This window comes from Paenibacillus terrae, from assembly GCF_000943545.1.
GTDB classification, from domain to species: Bacteria; Bacillota; Bacilli; order Paenibacillales; family Paenibacillaceae; genus Paenibacillus; species Paenibacillus terrae_A.
In genome coordinates, this window is record NZ_JTHP01000005.1 from 115,992 (window position 1) to 133,028 (window position 17,037).

Genomic DNA, 17,037 nt, shown 5'->3' on the forward strand with positions numbered 1-17,037 from the left:
CAGCCGCCACACCACAGCCTAATTCGACTTCACTTCACTGCCCTTCATGTCCGCTGATCCGCTCAATTGAATATAACTGCCGTTGCAATCCATACGCAGCTCACTGCTTGCGGACAGACTCATCGTTTTACCAGCAGATAGACTCAAGTTGCCACCCGCCGAGATACTTACCTGCTTGCTGCTTACGATATGAATGCCTTCCTTATCGTCCAGCTTGATAAAAATAGCGCCGTCCTTGCCCGTCACAACTAGCTCATCCGGCCCCAAACGAATCTCCTTGCCATGAGGCGTTCGCCATATTTTCATCTGCGGATTGGAGAACTTGTTGTGTCCGCTCCCTCTGCCTGCACGTCGGACCGCACTCCCCGCAATCCCATCTTCTTCACGACTGCCTGGAAAATAGAGCGATACGGGGTCTCCTTTTTCCGGCATGACGTACCAGCCTGTATGCCCTCCGCCACTATACACCGTCGAATAGTTGAACCAATGCGCCTTATCTATATCCTGCTTCTCATCGCAATCCAGATGGATGCGCACCTGATCCTGACGCACGTCCACAACCACACCGCTTAACGAGGCTCCCGCCAGCTTTTCCTGGTAGTAGCTTTTTTGCCGCAAGCCTTTGTACGAGGCAAGCACATATTGATGTCGCAGCAGCCCTTGCCTCATTTCGGTATACGCCTCAATGACGTACAAGCTGTGTCCCTGAAAGGTCATCTGAGCTCCCAAATCCAGTACCTCGTCCGTTTCTACCTCATAGAAAATAAAGTCATTTTCCGTCACTTTCGCCTGCTCATTTTCCTGAAAATAACGGAAAGGCAGCATCTGCTTGCGCACGGTATAGCGGGTATGATCCAGCACGACCTGTGCCGGGCTATCCTCGATGCCAAAATAAAATTTTGGACTGTCAAAACGAGCCACAGGCATCAGGCTCGTATGATACCGGGAGGCCATACGTCTCAAGAACGCCCAGTCGGTCTCCTGATACTGGATGGCCAGCCTTCCGATTTGCTCTCCACCTGTCGCTCCATCAATCACATCCAGCCCTTCGTAGTCCTTGCCGATCTGCTCCAGCATTTGAGGAATGGTCATTTTCGTATATTGAAAAGAACGGGTACGCTGCTGGATATCCATCCGGTAGGTATGGGAAATCGCCTCCACCTCCAGATAGTACACGTCCCGCACGACCTTCACTTCGACCGATAGGGCAATCCCGCTGAACAGCGGCTTGCTTTCGCCCGATTCATCCCGCTGGCTCACTTGGATGACGGTGTTCTTTTCCGTCGTTTCCACATAGCTGTCCTGCATATCCTCGGGGATGATTCCTGTAAAATAAAGCCGGGTGTGCTCATTGATTTTTTTCGTAAGGGTAAGCTGCTCCAGATCGACCATGACGTATGGATAGATTTGAATTTGATCGTAACCGAGGCTCATAGGAAAGCCACCCCTTTCTCAAATGTGGAATTCGAAGGAAACGGAACAATATGGAGCGATTGCACTGTATTTTCTGCCACAGGCAACCACGCTTCCATGTCCGATTCTATACAGTTAAACGTACCCATCGTCACCTGTCCCTCATGGATAAACAGCAGCATTTCGTTGTACAGATTAAAATCTACACCTGCTGCCACAAAACGAACCAGCCCGATGGACAACCCGGAACGATTCACAATCATTTCCGTACCGATCCAGTTACGTATCGGTTGTACAGACCGCAAAACATCCGCCATTTGTTCTACAAACTCGGGAAGCTCGTCCACCTCCAAAGCCGATTCTGTCGGATTAAAGGTGATGTTCACCGTGCCGTCCAAAGAGGTATAAATGATCTGCGGACGATGTTCCGAAGGATATTTAAATCGGACTTGCTCCAGTGGCATCAGGCTAAAAGATTTGGGGATGCTAACCCCCATTTGTCCATCCGAAATCGTTTTCCATTCCAATGGGATCAGCTCATCACCCATCCGCAGCATCCTGTTTTGTTCAGCAGCGGAGTTGTCCTGATCGGATACAGCAGGTTGAGATAGGTTCATATTTTCGTTATTAGATGCTACATCGTGGTTAATCTTATTTTTGAGACTTAGGATATGCTCGTCCATATAGTTCATAGAGGTAGTCCCTTCTACTTCAAAAGATGAGAGTTTACTTCAAAATACGAAAGTGAGAGGGGATATTTAACAATAGCCCATCTTATGTATGTATCGGCCAGAATAGAGATTATGTTTACAGAAAGAACCATCCCAAGCGTTATTTTCAATGTATATTTCTGAAATTAAATGGAAAAGAGAATGAATAGGAACGGACTACCGATCAAACTAAATCCGTCTTAGCCAAAAAAAGAAATTATCATGTAGAGCACACACCAGATGTTCCTTCCCTTTTTAAGGGCAAATAATCACCCCTTTGAACCTTAAAAAACGACGGTACCGACGAAAGCGTCATTCTACGCCAACGTCGGTACCGTCGCTATTTTTCTATAGAAATGGAGCAAATTCCATGTCAACCTGCTTGCCAAGCATTCTTTCTACCTGCTCTATTACCCTTCAAATTTAACTTATGCAAATGAAAAATCAATACCATTCAGTTGTATGCAGTGCATAAAATTTATAAGCCGAGCTTGTAGACATAATGTCTACAAGTCCAAGTACAATTTGACCCTTAATAATTTCATGTCTACATTTGGTCTACAATCTAACTCCATAAAAGCAAAAAACCGCTCAGTGAGCGGGTTTTTTAGATGGAGGCGAGGGGAGTCGAACCCCTGTCCGAAGATAACGACACATAAGCTTCTACGGGTGTAGTGACAGATTTGATGTCACCCGAGTAAGCTCTTATGGCTTCATTGATCTAATACGATCCATGGAGTCAAAGTACTTTTCAATAGCTGTAAGCACATCACTTTTTCTAACTTTTGAACGAAGAGGCGAAGAATATAGCATATTATACATATGCTTCAGTTCCTCCGTAGAGAAACTCTTTAAAAGAGTTTCTCTTGCATCAATAGCATTGTTATCATAAATAAAATTATTCTTCATAAAATTCAATACATCCATCTCATTTTTTAGAGAAAGTATTTCATCTCTGATAACAACCGATTTTGATACCTCGATATCCTTTGAACTGTCCACAAAGGTATCTGTAAGCTCATCTTTTAACTCTTTAAATATCTGATTTGGAGTATATTTAAAATATGATTTATTAAACAAGCTCTTGGCATCGTACATGTCTTTATACACTGAAAATAAGGCTTGAACGACTTCATTTTTTTTCGAGCCCACCATATTTCCTCCTTAAACTAGATTAATGATTGCACTGACAACCTCCCTATATTCATTATGAACATCTCCATTACTCAATGTAATTGGGATACCATAATTACTCGGGTTCGATCTGTTATCGAGATGTCTTATATAGGTACTAAAAATGTGGTTCCGATTAGTAGCAACATAATCCGTACCCGTAATTTTAGAGGTAACTCCAATACTTGTGATAGATTTGTCCAACCGCTCTAATACATTGAGATTAGCAGTAGAAGGCCGTCTTTCTTTGTAAAGTGTTTCCAATACGCCTATTAACTCAGGCTTTTCACCGAAATATTTCTTTAATAAGAGTCCACCGATACTATTATCATACGCATATTTTAGATAAGTACTTTCAATTTCTGTGATGTAATCTGCTACACCATCACTACTTATTTCATCTCCAACTGTCGGAATTAGGTAGTAGTCGCTGGCTAAAAACACACTTTGAATAAGAATATTGCTTGTTGGAGGGCAGTCAAATAAAATATAATCATACTCGTTATTCTTAATAATATCAATCAAAATTTTTGCAATAATTAAAATATTGGTTGGTTTTTCAGATAATCTATCTGATATATCATTTAGTCTGCTGTTCTTCATATCTAATGCAGTAGGGATATAGCTAAGTTTTCCGCCATTGGTTGAGTACTTACTGATATTTTTAATAAATCCACTAACAACATTATAATCTGTTTCTACTTTATCCGCTAAGAAATCCAGTCTAGCCGAGTCATTAATATACTCACTATACAGCTCTAAAGCAAAATTTAAAGTCTCTTCAATGTTCAATTTATTCAAAACTACATTGCTTGTATTGGAACATATTTTACTTAATGAACACTGAGGATCTAGATCAATAAGAAGTACTTTTTTTCCGTGATCTCGAGCCATCAATGCCCCGACTTCAAAAACAGTTGTTGTTTTTGCTACTCCGCCCTTATAATTCCCGAAAAAAATCTTTTTAGACATTTTTACTCCCCCAAGTGATAAAATAATGACAACATTACTACACTGTTCAAATTCAATAGACGGATAGTAAAATGACAGCTTACATGGAAAGACTCAATTTAGAAAGTATTGCATCTTAGTACAGACGCCTGCCACAACAATTCACCAGTCCCAAACATGATCTGACCTACCAGAAGCTCTCCTCCATAGGCTCATTGATGCAAAACCACTAAATCCAAATACGCCTTTGTAACACTTTCGGGTACATCCTTGGACTACATCAATGTACTTTCAACAATCTGATCTACAACTCTAATATTCTCAGCTACAATCTGTTCCGTATTGAGTTCAACCTTTTCCCATTCAATATCAAATCCAGATACTCGAAGCGTCTTTCCATCCAAATTTTTGCTCCCTGCTGCTCCCCATGGTTCATTTTCAAAATATGAAAAGTATGTATCGCTTTAATCACTATCGCCGTCCTTGGATACTGATACGAAGTTCAGCCGACAACTTCAAGAACCCTTTCAAGATATTGGAATGTGATAAACCTATATTCCCATAACGTGAACTCACTGTCAAAAGAATTATCGGCTGTTTCGCACTCAGTTTGAACTACAACCCACTTGCGATATGCTTCTCATACAAAAATAGTTCAGTACGGAGCTGACCCGGTTTACTTCTTCAGAGGAGAAACACCGCTTTCAATTTTCGTTTCTGGAAGTCGAGTGGTCAGGCGTTTACTTGATCTAGGAGCCAATCCTGAGAGTGGAACGCCTGCAAGTTCACCGCTAAGAATTTCAGTCGAATCAGGGTTTACTGACATGGTGCAGTTGTTGCTAACCTATGGGCCAGATATTAATGGTTTTAGTACTAGTGATAAGAGTATGCTTCGGGTAGAAGAAGAGGCTGGCTTCGTGGAGATTTATATCAACTTTACTACAGCAACAAGAATAGCAAGAAATCGGTTAATTTTCTTGTCAGCACTTACAATTCACACAATGGAGGGTAGGCTGCAAAAGTGCTCCAGAATACTATGCGACACGAAAAACAGCGGAGAGATTGTTTGGGCAATCTCTCCGCTGTTTTGATTATAATTGTTCTTTGCCGCCCGGACGGTTATTTTAGAAATAGGAATTTTCTTGCATTGGTTACAAAAACAAAATATTTAAACTAACTCGTTTGTTAACCCGAAATAAATGAGATATCTGAGGTGTGGGGCCTTGGATTGACAGTTGTAGTCTAACCCCCTTGTAGTACAGCAAACATCATAGTGTGAACACAGAGGGTCTAATGCACAACACACTACTAAGCATGGGAGCCGCTATACCATATCTACGACCTAGCAGAGTATGAGGACTCTAAGCTATACGTAGCATATAAATCGAAAATTAAAGTTTAATGTATATCTTATAGGCCACCATGCCCGAATGACAATTCGCAACAGTATTACTTCATTGCTTCGCCTGATTCAATGCGGATCAGGCTTTTTGGGCTTTTAGAAAACAATCTACTGAATAGAAGGGGAAAAACAGAATGAACATTGTAATCTACCTTCGAGTCTCATCGGAGCAACAAGCAGAACGTGAATTATCCATCCCTGCTCAAAGGGAAGAACTACAACGATATGCGGATGAACGTGGATGGACTGTTGTCGATGAATATGTAGATGAAGCGATACTAATTATTTTTAACTACGTCAATATAACAAAGTTATTTAAACGTTGTTTTTACTAGAAGGAGCTGTAAATGGATAGAGTAGTCTCGACTCTCTCTTGTCTGAATTGATATAATTGAGTTTTGTCCAGCATATCTCTGTTCTTTCGTATTAAGAACCTGTAAAAGACCTTCCCTACCTTTGGTAGTAAGAAGCTTCTTAGAAAAATTTGTTTCATCCAGCTTAAAGTCAGGCACAACGTCCTTTAATAGTTGGTGTAATTCTCGAAGAGTAAAGCCCTCTTTATTTAAAAAATGCCTCGCTATTGTCGTTGTTAATAATTCAGTATGCATACGTTTAATAGCGCAACGGAGAATATCCTCATGATCAAATGCTAATCCCAATTCAAGTGCTTCATCTAAGGTAAAAGTTTTGCTTCCATAGCATCTTTACTCGCTTCTAGATCCTTAAATACTACTTCCCTAAACACATCAGTCCCGTTTTGAACAGTTACAAAAACCTCCGGTCTTACTAATGCAAAATATGCAACAGATGGTATCCATCCCCTTGGATCTCTACCTTCGTAGTAGAATGTCTTTAGCTGATCGAGTTTAAAGTCCTTGACAATACCAGTTTCCTCTTTTAACTCCCTTTCTGCCGCTGCATCTAAAGTTTCATCTACCTTAGAAAATCCCCCCGGTAATGCCCATCTTCCCTCATAAGTTTCTTCCTTCCGACGAATCAGCAAAATATACGGCTTGAAAGTCGGCATATGTGGGCGTTTTTTGTGCTCAAACATAGGAATTACCGTAAAAACACAAATATCTACCGGTAACCCATCAGGTGTCTGAAAAGCCCAAATAAATTCTTCAGCTCCAGGCAATAAACGTTTCTCACCTTCCGAGTACTGACCGTAGATGTAATTTTATTCTGAAATCCGACAATTAAATCACCAATAACACAAGAAGTTTGGTCTGAATTCAACCTTTTATAAAACTGTCCATTTAATTGAACCTCATATGATAAAGCTTGTGGATCAGCTAAAGCAGTCCAATTTACACGTACGGGCTTTGTTAAAAGTCGCTCTACATTCAGCTTACTCAACAATCGACAATCCTTCATTTTATAAAGTTATTTTAACTGAGTTATTATAGCATATAATAAGGAATACCATCCTTCCAGAAATCCAGCTATTCTTTACTGGGTTTCTTTCTATTTTTCTGACATTAAATATTTCAGTAATATCTCGATAATGTCCTATAGCTGAACTCACTATCAATTCCAATCACTATATCTAATATCATGGAATTCTGTAGTTATATGCTATTGATTGAGTTACAAAACAGACAAAATAACCTAGCGACAATTAGAGAAAGGCGTCAAAAAATTGACGCCTTTCTCTTTATGTGTTAATTTAATTGAAAGGAGTGAATATCCAATATGAGAACAGTTGATCTATTTTCCGGTTGTGGGGGAATGTCCCTTGGATTTCAGAATTTAGAATATGACATAGTTGCAGCTTATGAGTATTGGGATGCAGCTATAGAATGTTACGGAGAAAACTTTCAACATCCCGTATTTAAACAAGATTTGAGTGATGTCGATGCTGCAGTTGAGCACATATCCAGACACGCACCAGATATTATTATTGGAGGGCCGCCGTGCCAAGACTTTTCTCATGCTGGTAAGCGAACAGAAGGAGTTAGGGCAGATCTTACCCTAGCATATGGAAAAATAATAAAGAGGATACGTCCGAGATGGTTTGTAATGGAAAATGTTGATAGATCTCAAAAAAGTCAAGCATATCAATTGACGAGAAAATTATTTAAAGATGCTGGTTATGGATTAACTGAAAAAGTATTAAATGCGAGTTTTTGTGGTGTTCCCCAAAATAGAAAGCGATTCTTTTGTATAGGCTTATTAGATGCTGAGGATGGTTTTTTGGATGATATCATTAACTCAAACATATCTACGAGACAAACTACTATACGTGACTATTTAGGAATGGAATTAGGAATAGAACATTACTATCGTCATCCTAGAAATTACAGTCGAAGAGGGATCTTTTCCATTGATGAACCTGCACCAACTGTTCGAGGAGTTAATAGACCTGTCCCACGGGGTTACATAGGACACCCAAATGATACTGCTCCTATTAATGAAGAACTTAGACCACTTTCCACTATAGAAAGAGCTCGGTTGCAAACTTTCCCTACTTCCTACCAGTGGCCGCCTAACACCGCAAAAACAACTCTTGAACAAATGATAGGTAATGCAGTACCTGTTAATTTGGCTGAATTTATTGCAAGATCCATACTGCAATATACCAACATCGGAGGAAATGTTACTCCTGAAGTTAATGATGAAGTACAACCAGCATCAAATACGGATATTCTTTTTCAAGAATGGCTACAAAATAAATGCGAAATGAAGAGTAGGTCCTCACGTGATGTAATATCGAGATTAAGAAGAGCCTCAAATTATGTCGACTTATCAAATGATAAATCCTGCGATGAGTGCCTTTACCACATGTCATTAAACCCTGAATTTAAGTTGATAAAACCCTCAGTTCAGTCACAGCTTAGAAGAAGTATTCGTTTGTATAAACAATTTAAAGAAACGGCAGTGCATCATTAAGATGCCTGCCGCTTCTTTCTATTCTTCTCTTGGTGTCTCTTCTTCTTCTATTACCTCTTCTTCACGGCTATTCTCAACAAATAGATCAGCGGCTGTGAAATAGATAGTTTGATCAAATCGACGTTCCGGACTAAGTTCTTTTACTCCACCATTTAAGATTATATTAGGAAGTATATCACGCTTTAGTATTGGTTTAATTCTACGGGGCGAATTCATATATCCTCTGGTGATTCTTCCATTGAGTGCAAATTCCTTGTCAGTTTGTCTACCAAATGTCATTTCAGTATAAATTCTACTCGTATTAGTCTTCATTGTAGAAGAACTTGATAATTCAAAAAGAATTCTAGCTAGCCTCGCAGCACTTCTAAAATATCGATTAACTTCCTCTTTCTTATCTCTAGATTTTTTCTTTCCTTTAGCATCTTCTATTTGGTCTTCCTCTTTTGATCGATCGATAAAGGTTCTGCATAAGGCAAAATCACTCCATACGAAAATATCAAAAGCATTATCATCTAATACAGGGGCTACTCCCAACGTTCTCCATATTGGTTGAAGTAGAAACGGTTTTTGTCTCTCATGAAACTCTTCCTGAAACTCGTTCAATGCAGCAAGAATTTCAGTTTTCTTTGAATATACTTCAGTAGTACTTGTCCAGTCTCTAATTTGATGACATACTGGCTCAAAAATTTCGCGTATTCTATCAGATTCATCTTTACATGAATCAAACATTCCTAATGCACAATAAAGCGTTGATGCTGGTCTAATTACTAGCTCAGCTCCCCACAGAGAGGGGTCTTGCTTTGCACTTCCACTATCTGGTATTACAGTTAATTTTATTTCCAGGGCTCTCAAGTACTCACCATCCAAGTCCTTAACTACAAGGTCAATTCCAGTGATATCTCCATATGAATAGACCTTATATGGTTCAAAAACCGATTCAAAGTTAAACACAATCTTTTCGTTCGGTTCGGAAGTATTGAATACCTCATCAAAGCTTATTTCCCTTGCTTCTACATCTAAATGGTTATTTAAAGCTAAATAAACTGCGCTTTGATTTATATCACGCATATAGCAAGCGAGTGATACTGGAAATGAACTATTGAATTGATTTTTTCCAAAGAAATTTTTGGGTTTTCTATTTGACTTCGTAATTCCGTACAACGTGGGTGTATTATCCTCCAATCCCTTTACTAAAGTCTTTATAGACAATGCCTTAGATAACCTCACATTAGGTCCCCCTGTCACTAAATACTCAATTTTTGAAAACTATAACCCTTTCTTCAAGCATTTGCTATTACAATTAGCTTATCTTACGCCATCCCCTAAGAGTAAATTTAATAAGTCTATTGTATCAGCTTACTGGTATTTTTTTCTACGGCAAATCAGGAAACCATTAATATTCATATTTAACACCCTTCGATTGGTAACAATTATCTGCTTATTCAATCATCGTAAAGCAGTTAAGCTTAGTCTTCATCGTATTTTTCATTAAATATCATATAAATATAGTCAGGCCTGTTGGATAACCACAAAATGGTAGAAAAAAGATCGTCTTTTCTGTAGAATCGTTAGTACCAGCCAAACGAATCCGAAAGAAGACGATCTCATGAAAAATTCCATCACGATTACATCTATCCTTCAATCCATGCTGACTCCTGAAGAAGTTCAAAGGGTTGTGAAGTTAATAGGTTATGAAGACAAAGCCCGCAAGTTTACGGTGTACCATTTACTCCAATACGGGTGCATGGCTGCGTTAGAACAATGGAGTAGCTATCGATCCAGCGTAGATTATGCGGCTCTCTGTGGCTTGCCTGTCGTCCATTATTCACGCTTTTCAACCAAAGCCGCTGAAGTCCCGTTTTCCGTATTTAAGGAACTTTTTCATCTACTTGTTCGCAAATGTAACCGGGAAGCACGTCGGAAACTGACTTTCCCAAAAGAATTATTACTCATCGATTCAACCACGATGACGGTGGGAAAAACGCGTTTGCCTTGGGCTCCTTATCACGGAGAGCGTGCGGGCATTAAACTTCATGTCGCTTTACGAGCAGAAAATGGGCAACCTCTTCAGGTGATGGAAACGCTGGGTTCAAGACATGATGGCCCCGTGAGTGATGCGTTGGCTCAACCGGACTACATTGTGGTGATGGACCGTGCTTATGGGAAACTGGAGCGTCTTTATAACTTCAAAACCCATAGACAATCGTTTGTCATTCGACTTCGCGACAACGTCCATTTGGAAAAGCCTCATGCGCTACGTCGCCTTACAAAGCCAGATTCATCCGTCATTCGAGATATCACTTGCCAGTTGGGGACACCTCAGTGTCGTTCCAGGCAACGTCATCGTGTGGTGATGTTTCGGGATTTTGAAGGTCGGGAAATTCGGGTGGTTACCGATTTAATGCAGGTGACCGCAGAACAAATCGCACAGATCTATAAGGCTCGATGGCAGATTGAAGTCTTCTTTCGTTGGATGAAGCAACATTTGAATATTCCAACGCTGTTTGGTACGACTGAAAATGCGGTCTATGGGCAATTATTCTGCGCTCTGATCGTCTATGTCCTGCTCAAATGGCTATTTGCTGCTGCCCAGACTTCATGGCCTCAACATGCCGTTCTTTCCTTTGCGCGATTTTCTCGTCTATTTCTTCTCAAAACTTACCTGTTGAATGGCTGATTCAGATTCAGCGCGTTCTTCTTCAGTGTACCTCTTGTTTCATTAATTAAGTTACTTATTTTGGTTATTCAACAGGCGTGATATAATAAATAACTATTTGATTAAGCAATATAGGCAATCCGTTATCTATTTTTGTCGGATCAATGAGAAAATAAAGTATCAAGCTTATCCCAGTAAGTCTTAAAAAAATGACAGCCGATGATAGTGTAGTTAGTTGTGTACCAGAGCCATATGTCTCTTTAACAAATTTTCGCAGTTGTATGCACCCCTCATCCCTTCATAAAATTTGTACAATCTTGTACTATGCCGTTGTGACAGCCGCCATCTACGCAAGATGTAGTTGCCCACACAGTGCAACGATTTCTGCTCATTGATGCGCTTTTGGATATAATCATGAAATCCTACCGATTCTCACAACGCTAAGATTACATCCCAGAAAGGAAGCATCACTAATTTCCCTTTTATTTTAAGTAAAAATCTATGTCACTTAGTTCTCAACACTTCATTGGGTGCTCCTTTAAAATAATCAATAGCAGCTGTTACATCAGAACGAGTAACATTGTCATTTCGGAATGCTGCAACACAATACTTTTCACTGAATGTAATTGTTGCTCTCCCACCTGTTCCGTCAATAACACTATAGTTCATTCCATCCCAAGAATGTTCATAGAACAGTTCAGGGTAATGGGCCACCATAATTGTGTACAATAGATGAAAGTATACATCCCTTCCAAAGATCATGTTTATTCCATCCTTTAGTTATCATTATAGGCTTCATTAAGGTCTCCACTTTTAGGTTTAGAAAATGTATTTATTTTTATATAAACTGTATTCTCCTCATTCCTAGGCAATCCCTACAGTAAGAAAAAAGGGGTATACTCTGTCCGTGCTTTTGACTAACCCAGACCGTAGTATCAATGTGAAAACAGCCCCTAAGGCCGTTTCTGGACGTTTGAACGTCCTTCTTTTGCCATTAGGGGCTTTAGATTTTAGGTATTGGTTCTTGCAATCACATTGTTAAGCTTTAAACCCTGTTTTATTTCAACTTTCACTTTTCAGTGTCCTCTTCTAATGAATAAATCCTTTTAACTGTATTATCCTCGTTAAAGACATAAATTCTTCCACAATTAGTGCAGTGCCACACTTCATTTTTGGGATCGGGTATCGAAAGGGGATCAATTAAATCCCCCATGTTTATAATATCATCCCATTCCTTATCAGTATAAACATGAAGTTGAACGTCGTTGGGAGCCTCTACTGTAGATAAATATTCTCCACATTTGCACAATAATCTAGCCATATTAACCTTCCCCCTAGTTTGTAATTTTCCCTTCATTTGTCCATATTTCCACTTTTCCTGGAATCTGCCTATCTGTATAAGTCCCTTTAGCTCGATCAATAATTTGCTTCGCTTGTTCTTTTGTAAGCCCTGCTTCTCTAGCATCAATTATGACTTTTTCCGCATGTTGCTTAAATCCATCCTTTATTCTCCCAACTCCAGTATTAACATTAGGATTTTGCAAAGATTTAAGTTCAGTCAAAACCCCATCTACTTTGAAATCAGGCGTTTTTTCTCCATGTATTGTAGACTCTGGAATCCTTTCAACCTTTCTCCCTTCTTCTATTAAATCATTTGCTACTTTTTTCTCTGCTGGTTTTAACTCATTTATGTTCCCAACGAATTCACCTTTGGTTGGCTTAGCATTACCCGCCCCCTTAGTTCCGGGCGGCTTCTCGTTTGGTTTGCTTGGTTTCTGCGAGGCAGGTGTCCCTTCGCTCTTACCTGACTTCGCACTAGAAGGTTTAGACGGCGTTGAACTACCTGGACCCTCGCTTTTAGACATTCGATACAGATCCTTGGCACTTTCCACACTATTGGATGCTCCGGTATACGTTACCCCTGCCCCATGTGCTCCCAATAGGGCAGATTGTACTATAACACCCACACCTACAGGTGCACCTACTCCTGTAGCCGTTACCAAACCACCAAAGAATCCCTCTACCACTGCACCCGTCATTTCTACGGCTCCAGCTACAGTTGTCAAGGAATGTCCGATCACTTCACCTGTTTTACGCGCCATCGGATGATCTGAAGTATATTCCTTATTCATTAATCCAAACGAATAATCTTCTACAACCGCTGCTGCTGCTCCTAATATAACTTCTCCGCTCACATCTGCGGTATACTCCAACTCGTTCGCCATCTGCTTCGCCATAATGGCTTCGTTTTCCGCATTCTGGAGCTGGCCTGCCGCCATAAGATCCCACCACGACTGAGATTCTTCTTCTTTCGGCTTCGGCTGTTGAGCCATGTAACTGTCGTAGTTTGCCCTCCAGCGCTGTCTCAACTCGGCGGGAATTTGCTGATAAGCATGAGCCAGAGCATTCGATTCTTTCAGTAAGTTTTGAACGAGCTCTAGGGGACCACCGGAATGCGCCACATGACGTGCACTCGTATATACTTTGCCTAAAATCCACTTGCTATAATAGGCTTGTTTCGCTTGCTCATGCTCGTACTGACTAATCAATCCTTGAAGCGCCAAACCTGCCAAATGTTTTAACGGATGGACACCCGCTTCTTTAGACGCTCCCAAGGTAGGCGTTCCTTTGCTGCGAACAGGAATCGCTGCGGTTGCTTGTAAAACTGTTGCTGCTACCTTACCTGCTAGTCCACCCGACGTATTCAACATCACATTGGCCACTTTCCCGACTACTGGAATGGAGCCTAATAACTTGGATACCGTACCTAGCAATGCATTGGCCTGTTGAAGCGCCGCTGGACTTGTAACCTTTGCCGTAGGAGTAGGAGTTGTACTTCTGGAAGAAGCGTTGGCTGCTGCCGATTGGGCTGCCTCATACGCCTTAATATTCATCAACGGCGGCTCAGGTACAGGAGGGAGGTCAGCTACGAAAACAGGAGCCTTCACCGTACCTTCCTGAAAAATGATCGGGGCTTGGGTATCCGTCTCACCATCCAGCACCATACTGCTGGCCCCACCTTTTAAGTATAGTGCAGTTCCAGCTTCAAGTGATAGTTCCTGACCTGCATCCAGCTTCACATGACCGCCCTGAATCTGCACATTCCCTGGACTGTTAATGGTGATGCCCGTATCCTCATGTAGTGTAATCGAAAACCCATCGGAAGTGGACAGAATCAGCTCCTGCTCAGACATTTCGATGCCGCTACCTTGTACGTGTTTCCATACCTTCACATCTGGCTGTCCATTGGCGTGGCGATGCTGTCGCAAGGACTCGGTCACATAGGCTTCCTGTTCACAGTGTGTAGGTAAATACAGCTCCACTTGTTCCCCAACTTCAGGCATGTCGTACCAGCCACTATGTTCTTCCGCGACATAACGGGTAGCTACCGGAAACCAGCAGGCTTTAGCTGGGTCTTGCTTCGGGTCAATTTCCAGTTGAAGTTGTACGAAATCCTGTTGTACCTTCAGCACCGTTCCCGTGAGTGAAATCCCGATAGCTTGATCATTTTCATACCGAGCATAGTGAATATCCTGTTCGGTTTGGAGATCATAACGAGTTTGGAGTAAACCGTCCTTTAACTCTGTCACTGCCCGAACAACAACCAGCTCTTTGCCTTGTCCGATGGGTAACGTAATCAAGTCCCCCAGCGCATAGTATTGCAGATTTTCAATCGTATAGGTGACATACGCGCCAGCACGTTCCCCTGGTTTTCCTGTATCTAACTCATGAAACGTTTTTCGTACCCTGTAAAATACATCTCGCTCTACTTTGTGCTGCTTGCCTTCTGGCATTCCAAAGAAAACCTTAGGTGATGCAGCCGTGATCTCTGGCACAAGTACCGAACCAAAGCGAGAGACAAGACGTCTTAAAAAGGCCCAATCGGTTTCTTCATATTGTAAAACAAAAGTACCTAACTCGGCATAGTTGGTTACCGTATCAATGGCATCTCCATACATGTACTTCCGAATCATTGTAGTGACCAGATCATCATAGGTACGGTGAATATCCTGATAGGAGCGCCTTTTCGTCTTGATATCCATTTGATAGGAATGCGAGGCCGCCTCCAGTTCAAAGGTATATACTCCCCGTACACAATGAACCGACAAGCGCGTAACTAGCCCGTGGTACAAGCACCTAAGCGACTGTCCTTGCTCATCCAACTGACGAATGACAATCGGTTCCTGCTCCATATTTTGCCCGATACATGCGGCTCCTTGTTCTTCGGACATCATGCCACTTACATATAAATATGCGTGATCGTTTACGGCCCTGGTGATTCGCAATTGTTCGATATGTTGGGGCTGAAAGGGAGCATATAATCGCAGACTTTCATATCCGATTCCGTTTTGCAATACGTCCAAATGATTTCATATCTCCTTTCCAGCGACACTAGGTACCGTTTCTCAGCTACCTTGTGTGTACATTTACTTGTAACTACAACATAATTTAAATCGTGAGTTTAAGAGGTTATTTTTAACAATAAGCCTTTCTTATGTATGTATCGGATAGAATAAAGATTTTGTTTACAGAAGTCCCCATACGTTGTGTTATTTTGAATTAACATAGCTATCGAATGAATATATGAAGTACCCAAAACCGTCTTGGCCCTAAAAGAAAATAGATATTATTACTTTGAAAGGCTCCTGTTATCGGCTAAACCTTATTTTCTTTTAGGAGGTTACGTTGTGCGCATCATTCAAACCCAGCAAGACATCGACTCACTGCAATATTCACCGCTTCCCCCCACTTTCTTAAAACACATCCAGGAATACTTCACCCAGCTTCGCAACTCATTCCATGACAAAGATGATCCGTATTTCTCCCTCCAGCCTTACGGTCCCATCTTCATCCTGAAAGTAGGAGATAACCTAGAGTAGTTGCCCTGAATACGTCGAGTTGTACAACCTCGGCAACATCCAAATTCACAAAATTGCTGTCATGAACACCAATGACTACATCATCACTCTTTGGACAACATGCCACACGCAAAAGAGTGGATGTCTGTATTTCCTGACCATTCACCTAAAATACCGCCGAAGGACAAAATATCGTACGCAGTAATAACTGTAGATTCTGATTTTGATAACACATACGATTTACAGGAGTACATCATCACGGAAGGGTTATATGCAGTGACAGTTCATTTGGGGTCTTCTGAAGAAATCGGTCCAACGTGGAATCGCTTGACTAACGACTGATTTCCAGACAGTGGATGGAAGGCAAACCATCAAGACCTAACTATAAGTGGTACAAAAATCAATGTGTTCCTCCTGAATTGGAATTGACATTTCTTTGTACGCCTGTAGTAAAAAATCAATTGTAAAACTTCTTCATCTCAAATATTAAAACCATAATAAAAAGCCACCAACCAGAATTACTGGCTGATGGCTTTCTTGTCTTACTCAAATGGAGGCGAGGGGAGTCGAACCCCTGTCCGAAGATAACGACACATAAGCTTCTACGGGTGTAGTGACAGTTTTGATGTCACCCTAGGAACTCCCTGTCACCGGATTCCCTTCGGGTCAGCCTGATTGTCTTCTTCAGCTCACCGCAGGCGGAGATGAGACAGCGTATTCCACTATTTGTTAGCCCCTATCCCAGTCACATGGACGATGCTGGGTAGAAGCACGCACACAGTTTCTTAGGCTGCGAAAGCGTAGTTGTTTTGTTGTTTGCCGTTTAATAGGCTTTAGCGTTGATGAAGCGGACGCGTCCCCACTACCCGCTACCCATGCTCGAACTATCCCCGTCGAATCCATAAACGCCCCCTTATTATAAAAGGGCTCCACGGATAAATCCGGAAATACCGGAGCATAAGCATGCATGATACTATATCG

15 protein-coding genes and 1 other RNA gene are annotated in these 17,037 nt (G+C 41.2%); 5 read left to right on the plus strand and 11 right to left on the minus strand.

The features are described 5' to 3' along the window. Positions 1 to 18: 18 nt before the first annotated feature. From QD47_RS04675 to QD47_RS33680, 5 genes are all read right to left on the minus strand, one after another. The gene (locus tag QD47_RS04675) at positions 19 to 1,434 is read right to left on the minus strand and encodes a phage baseplate assembly protein V (RefSeq protein WP_044645020.1); all 1,416 of its coding nucleotides are present in this window, start codon (positions 1,432 to 1,434) and stop codon (positions 19 to 21) included. Beyond that, a complete protein-coding gene (locus QD47_RS04680; RefSeq protein WP_044645021.1) occupies positions 1,431 to 2,105 on the minus strand; it encodes a hypothetical protein in 675 nt (224 codons plus the stop codon). Before QD47_RS04680 ends, QD47_RS04675 begins: the two co-directional genes overlap by 4 nt. A gap of 723 nt (positions 2,106 to 2,828) precedes the next feature. Next, a complete protein-coding gene (locus QD47_RS04685; RefSeq protein ID WP_044645022.1) occupies positions 2,829 to 3,278 on the minus strand; it encodes a hypothetical protein in 450 nt (149 codons plus the stop codon). A gap of 9 nt (positions 3,279 to 3,287) precedes the next feature. Further along, the gene (locus QD47_RS04690) at positions 3,288 to 4,268 is read right to left on the minus strand and encodes a ParA family protein (protein WP_044645023.1); all 981 of its coding nucleotides are present in this window, start codon (positions 4,266 to 4,268) and stop codon (positions 3,288 to 3,290) included. Positions 4,269 to 4,522: 254 nt separating this feature from the next. Then, positions 4,523 to 4,651, minus strand: coding sequence for a hypothetical protein (locus QD47_RS33680; protein ID WP_268794224.1), 129 nt, complete (start codon positions 4,649 to 4,651; stop codon positions 4,523 to 4,525). A 1,132-nt stretch (positions 4,652 to 5,783) separates the two neighbouring features. Between QD47_RS33680 and QD47_RS04700 the strand changes: the two genes are divergently transcribed. Further along, the gene (locus QD47_RS04700) at positions 5,784 to 5,984 is read left to right on the plus strand and encodes a recombinase family protein (RefSeq protein WP_044645025.1); all 201 of its coding nucleotides are present in this window, start codon (positions 5,784 to 5,786) and stop codon (positions 5,982 to 5,984) included. A 338-nt stretch (positions 5,985 to 6,322) separates the two neighbouring features. Here QD47_RS04700 and QD47_RS29980 read toward each other — a convergent pair whose 3' ends face one another. Then, a complete protein-coding gene (locus tag QD47_RS29980; protein WP_052646717.1) occupies positions 6,323 to 6,787 on the minus strand; it encodes an NUDIX domain-containing protein in 465 nt (154 codons plus the stop codon). Between the two features lie 557 nt (positions 6,788 to 7,344). Between QD47_RS29980 and QD47_RS04710 the strand changes: the two genes are divergently transcribed. Then, positions 7,345 to 8,541, plus strand: coding sequence for a DNA cytosine methyltransferase (locus tag QD47_RS04710; protein ID WP_044645026.1), 1,197 nt, complete (start codon positions 7,345 to 7,347; stop codon positions 8,539 to 8,541). An 18-nt stretch (positions 8,542 to 8,559) separates the two neighbouring features. Here the strand turns inward: QD47_RS04710 and QD47_RS04715 are convergent, their stop codons facing one another. Continuing rightward, positions 8,560 to 9,768 (minus strand): HindVP family restriction endonuclease, encoded by a 1,209-nt coding sequence (locus QD47_RS04715; RefSeq protein WP_200893387.1) that lies wholly within the window; start codon positions 9,766 to 9,768, stop codon positions 8,560 to 8,562. Positions 9,769 to 10,147: 379 nt separating this feature from the next. On the opposite strand from QD47_RS04715, the gene QD47_RS04720 reads away from it, so the two are divergent. Next, positions 10,148 to 11,218: an IS4 family transposase gene (locus tag QD47_RS04720; protein WP_044645027.1), complete on the plus strand. Its 1,071-nt coding sequence runs from the start codon at positions 10,148 to 10,150 to the stop codon at positions 11,216 to 11,218. 483 nt (positions 11,219 to 11,701) lie between these two features. On the opposite strand, the gene QD47_RS04725 is transcribed toward QD47_RS04720, so the two are convergent. The 3 genes from QD47_RS04725 to QD47_RS04735 all read right to left on the minus strand — a co-directional run bounded on the left by QD47_RS04725 (position 11,702) and on the right by QD47_RS04735 (position 15,561). Further along, the gene (locus QD47_RS04725; RefSeq protein WP_052646718.1) at positions 11,702 to 11,959 is read right to left on the minus strand and encodes a hypothetical protein; all 258 of its coding nucleotides are present in this window, start codon (positions 11,957 to 11,959) and stop codon (positions 11,702 to 11,704) included. Between the two features lie 307 nt (positions 11,960 to 12,266). After that, entirely contained in the window at positions 12,267 to 12,518 is a 252-nt protein-coding gene (locus QD47_RS04730; protein WP_014279187.1) for a hypothetical protein, read from the minus strand. A 13-nt stretch (positions 12,519 to 12,531) separates the two neighbouring features. Further along, positions 12,532 to 15,561 carry a CdiA C-terminal domain-containing protein gene (locus QD47_RS04735; protein WP_044645028.1) on the minus strand — a complete coding sequence of 1,010 codons (3,030 nt, stop codon included), beginning with the start codon at positions 15,559 to 15,561 and terminating at the stop codon, positions 12,532 to 12,534. 324 nt (positions 15,562 to 15,885) lie between these two features. Here QD47_RS04735 and QD47_RS04740 point away from each other — a divergent pair, with 324 nt between their 5' ends. Together QD47_RS04740 and QD47_RS34040 are read left to right on the plus strand one after the other, a co-directional pair. Continuing rightward, on the plus strand, positions 15,886 to 16,077 hold the full coding sequence (locus tag QD47_RS04740) for a hypothetical protein (protein ID WP_044645029.1): 192 nt from the start codon (positions 15,886 to 15,888) through the stop codon (positions 16,075 to 16,077). 120 nt (positions 16,078 to 16,197) lie between these two features. Next, positions 16,198 to 16,398, plus strand: a complete 201-nt coding sequence (locus QD47_RS34040; protein ID WP_412177958.1) for a GyrI-like domain-containing protein — start codon at positions 16,198 to 16,200, stop codon at positions 16,396 to 16,398. A gap of 206 nt (positions 16,399 to 16,604) precedes the next feature. On the opposite strand, the gene ssrA is transcribed toward QD47_RS34040, so the two are convergent. After that, positions 16,605 to 16,969: a transfer-messenger RNA gene (ssrA, locus tag QD47_RS30500) on the minus strand. Between the last annotated feature and the right edge of the window lie 68 nt (positions 16,970 to 17,037).

Excerpts from the sequence above, each read along its gene's own strand:
- QD47_RS04680 (WP_044645021.1), bottom strand. The coding sequence starts at position 2,105 with ATGAACTATATGGACGAGCATATCCTAAGTCTCAAAAATAAGATTAAC.
- QD47_RS04675 (WP_044645020.1), bottom strand. The coding sequence starts at position 1,434 with ATGAGCCTCGGTTACGATCAAATTCAAATCTATCCATACGTCATGGTC.
- QD47_RS04710 (WP_044645026.1), top strand. The coding sequence starts at position 7,345 with ATGAGAACAGTTGATCTATTTTCCGGTTGTGGGGGAATGTCCCTTGGA.
- QD47_RS04720 (WP_044645027.1), top strand. The coding sequence starts at position 10,148 with ATGAAAAATTCCATCACGATTACATCTATCCTTCAATCCATGCTGACT.
- QD47_RS04690 (WP_044645023.1), bottom strand. The coding sequence starts at position 4,268 with ATGTCTAAAAAGATTTTTTTCGGGAATTATAAGGGCGGAGTAGCAAAA.
- QD47_RS04730 (WP_014279187.1), bottom strand. The coding sequence starts at position 12,518 with ATGGCTAGATTATTGTGCAAATGTGGAGAATATTTATCTACAGTAGAG.
- QD47_RS04725 (WP_052646718.1), bottom strand. The coding sequence starts at position 11,959 with ATGATCTTTGGAAGGGATGTATACTTTCATCTATTGTACACAATTATG.
- QD47_RS04685 (WP_044645022.1), bottom strand. The coding sequence starts at position 3,278 with ATGGTGGGCTCGAAAAAAAATGAAGTCGTTCAAGCCTTATTTTCAGTG.
- QD47_RS34040 (WP_412177958.1), top strand. The coding sequence starts at position 16,198 with ATGTCTGTATTTCCTGACCATTCACCTAAAATACCGCCGAAGGACAAA.
- QD47_RS04700 (WP_044645025.1), top strand. The coding sequence starts at position 5,784 with ATGAACATTGTAATCTACCTTCGAGTCTCATCGGAGCAACAAGCAGAA.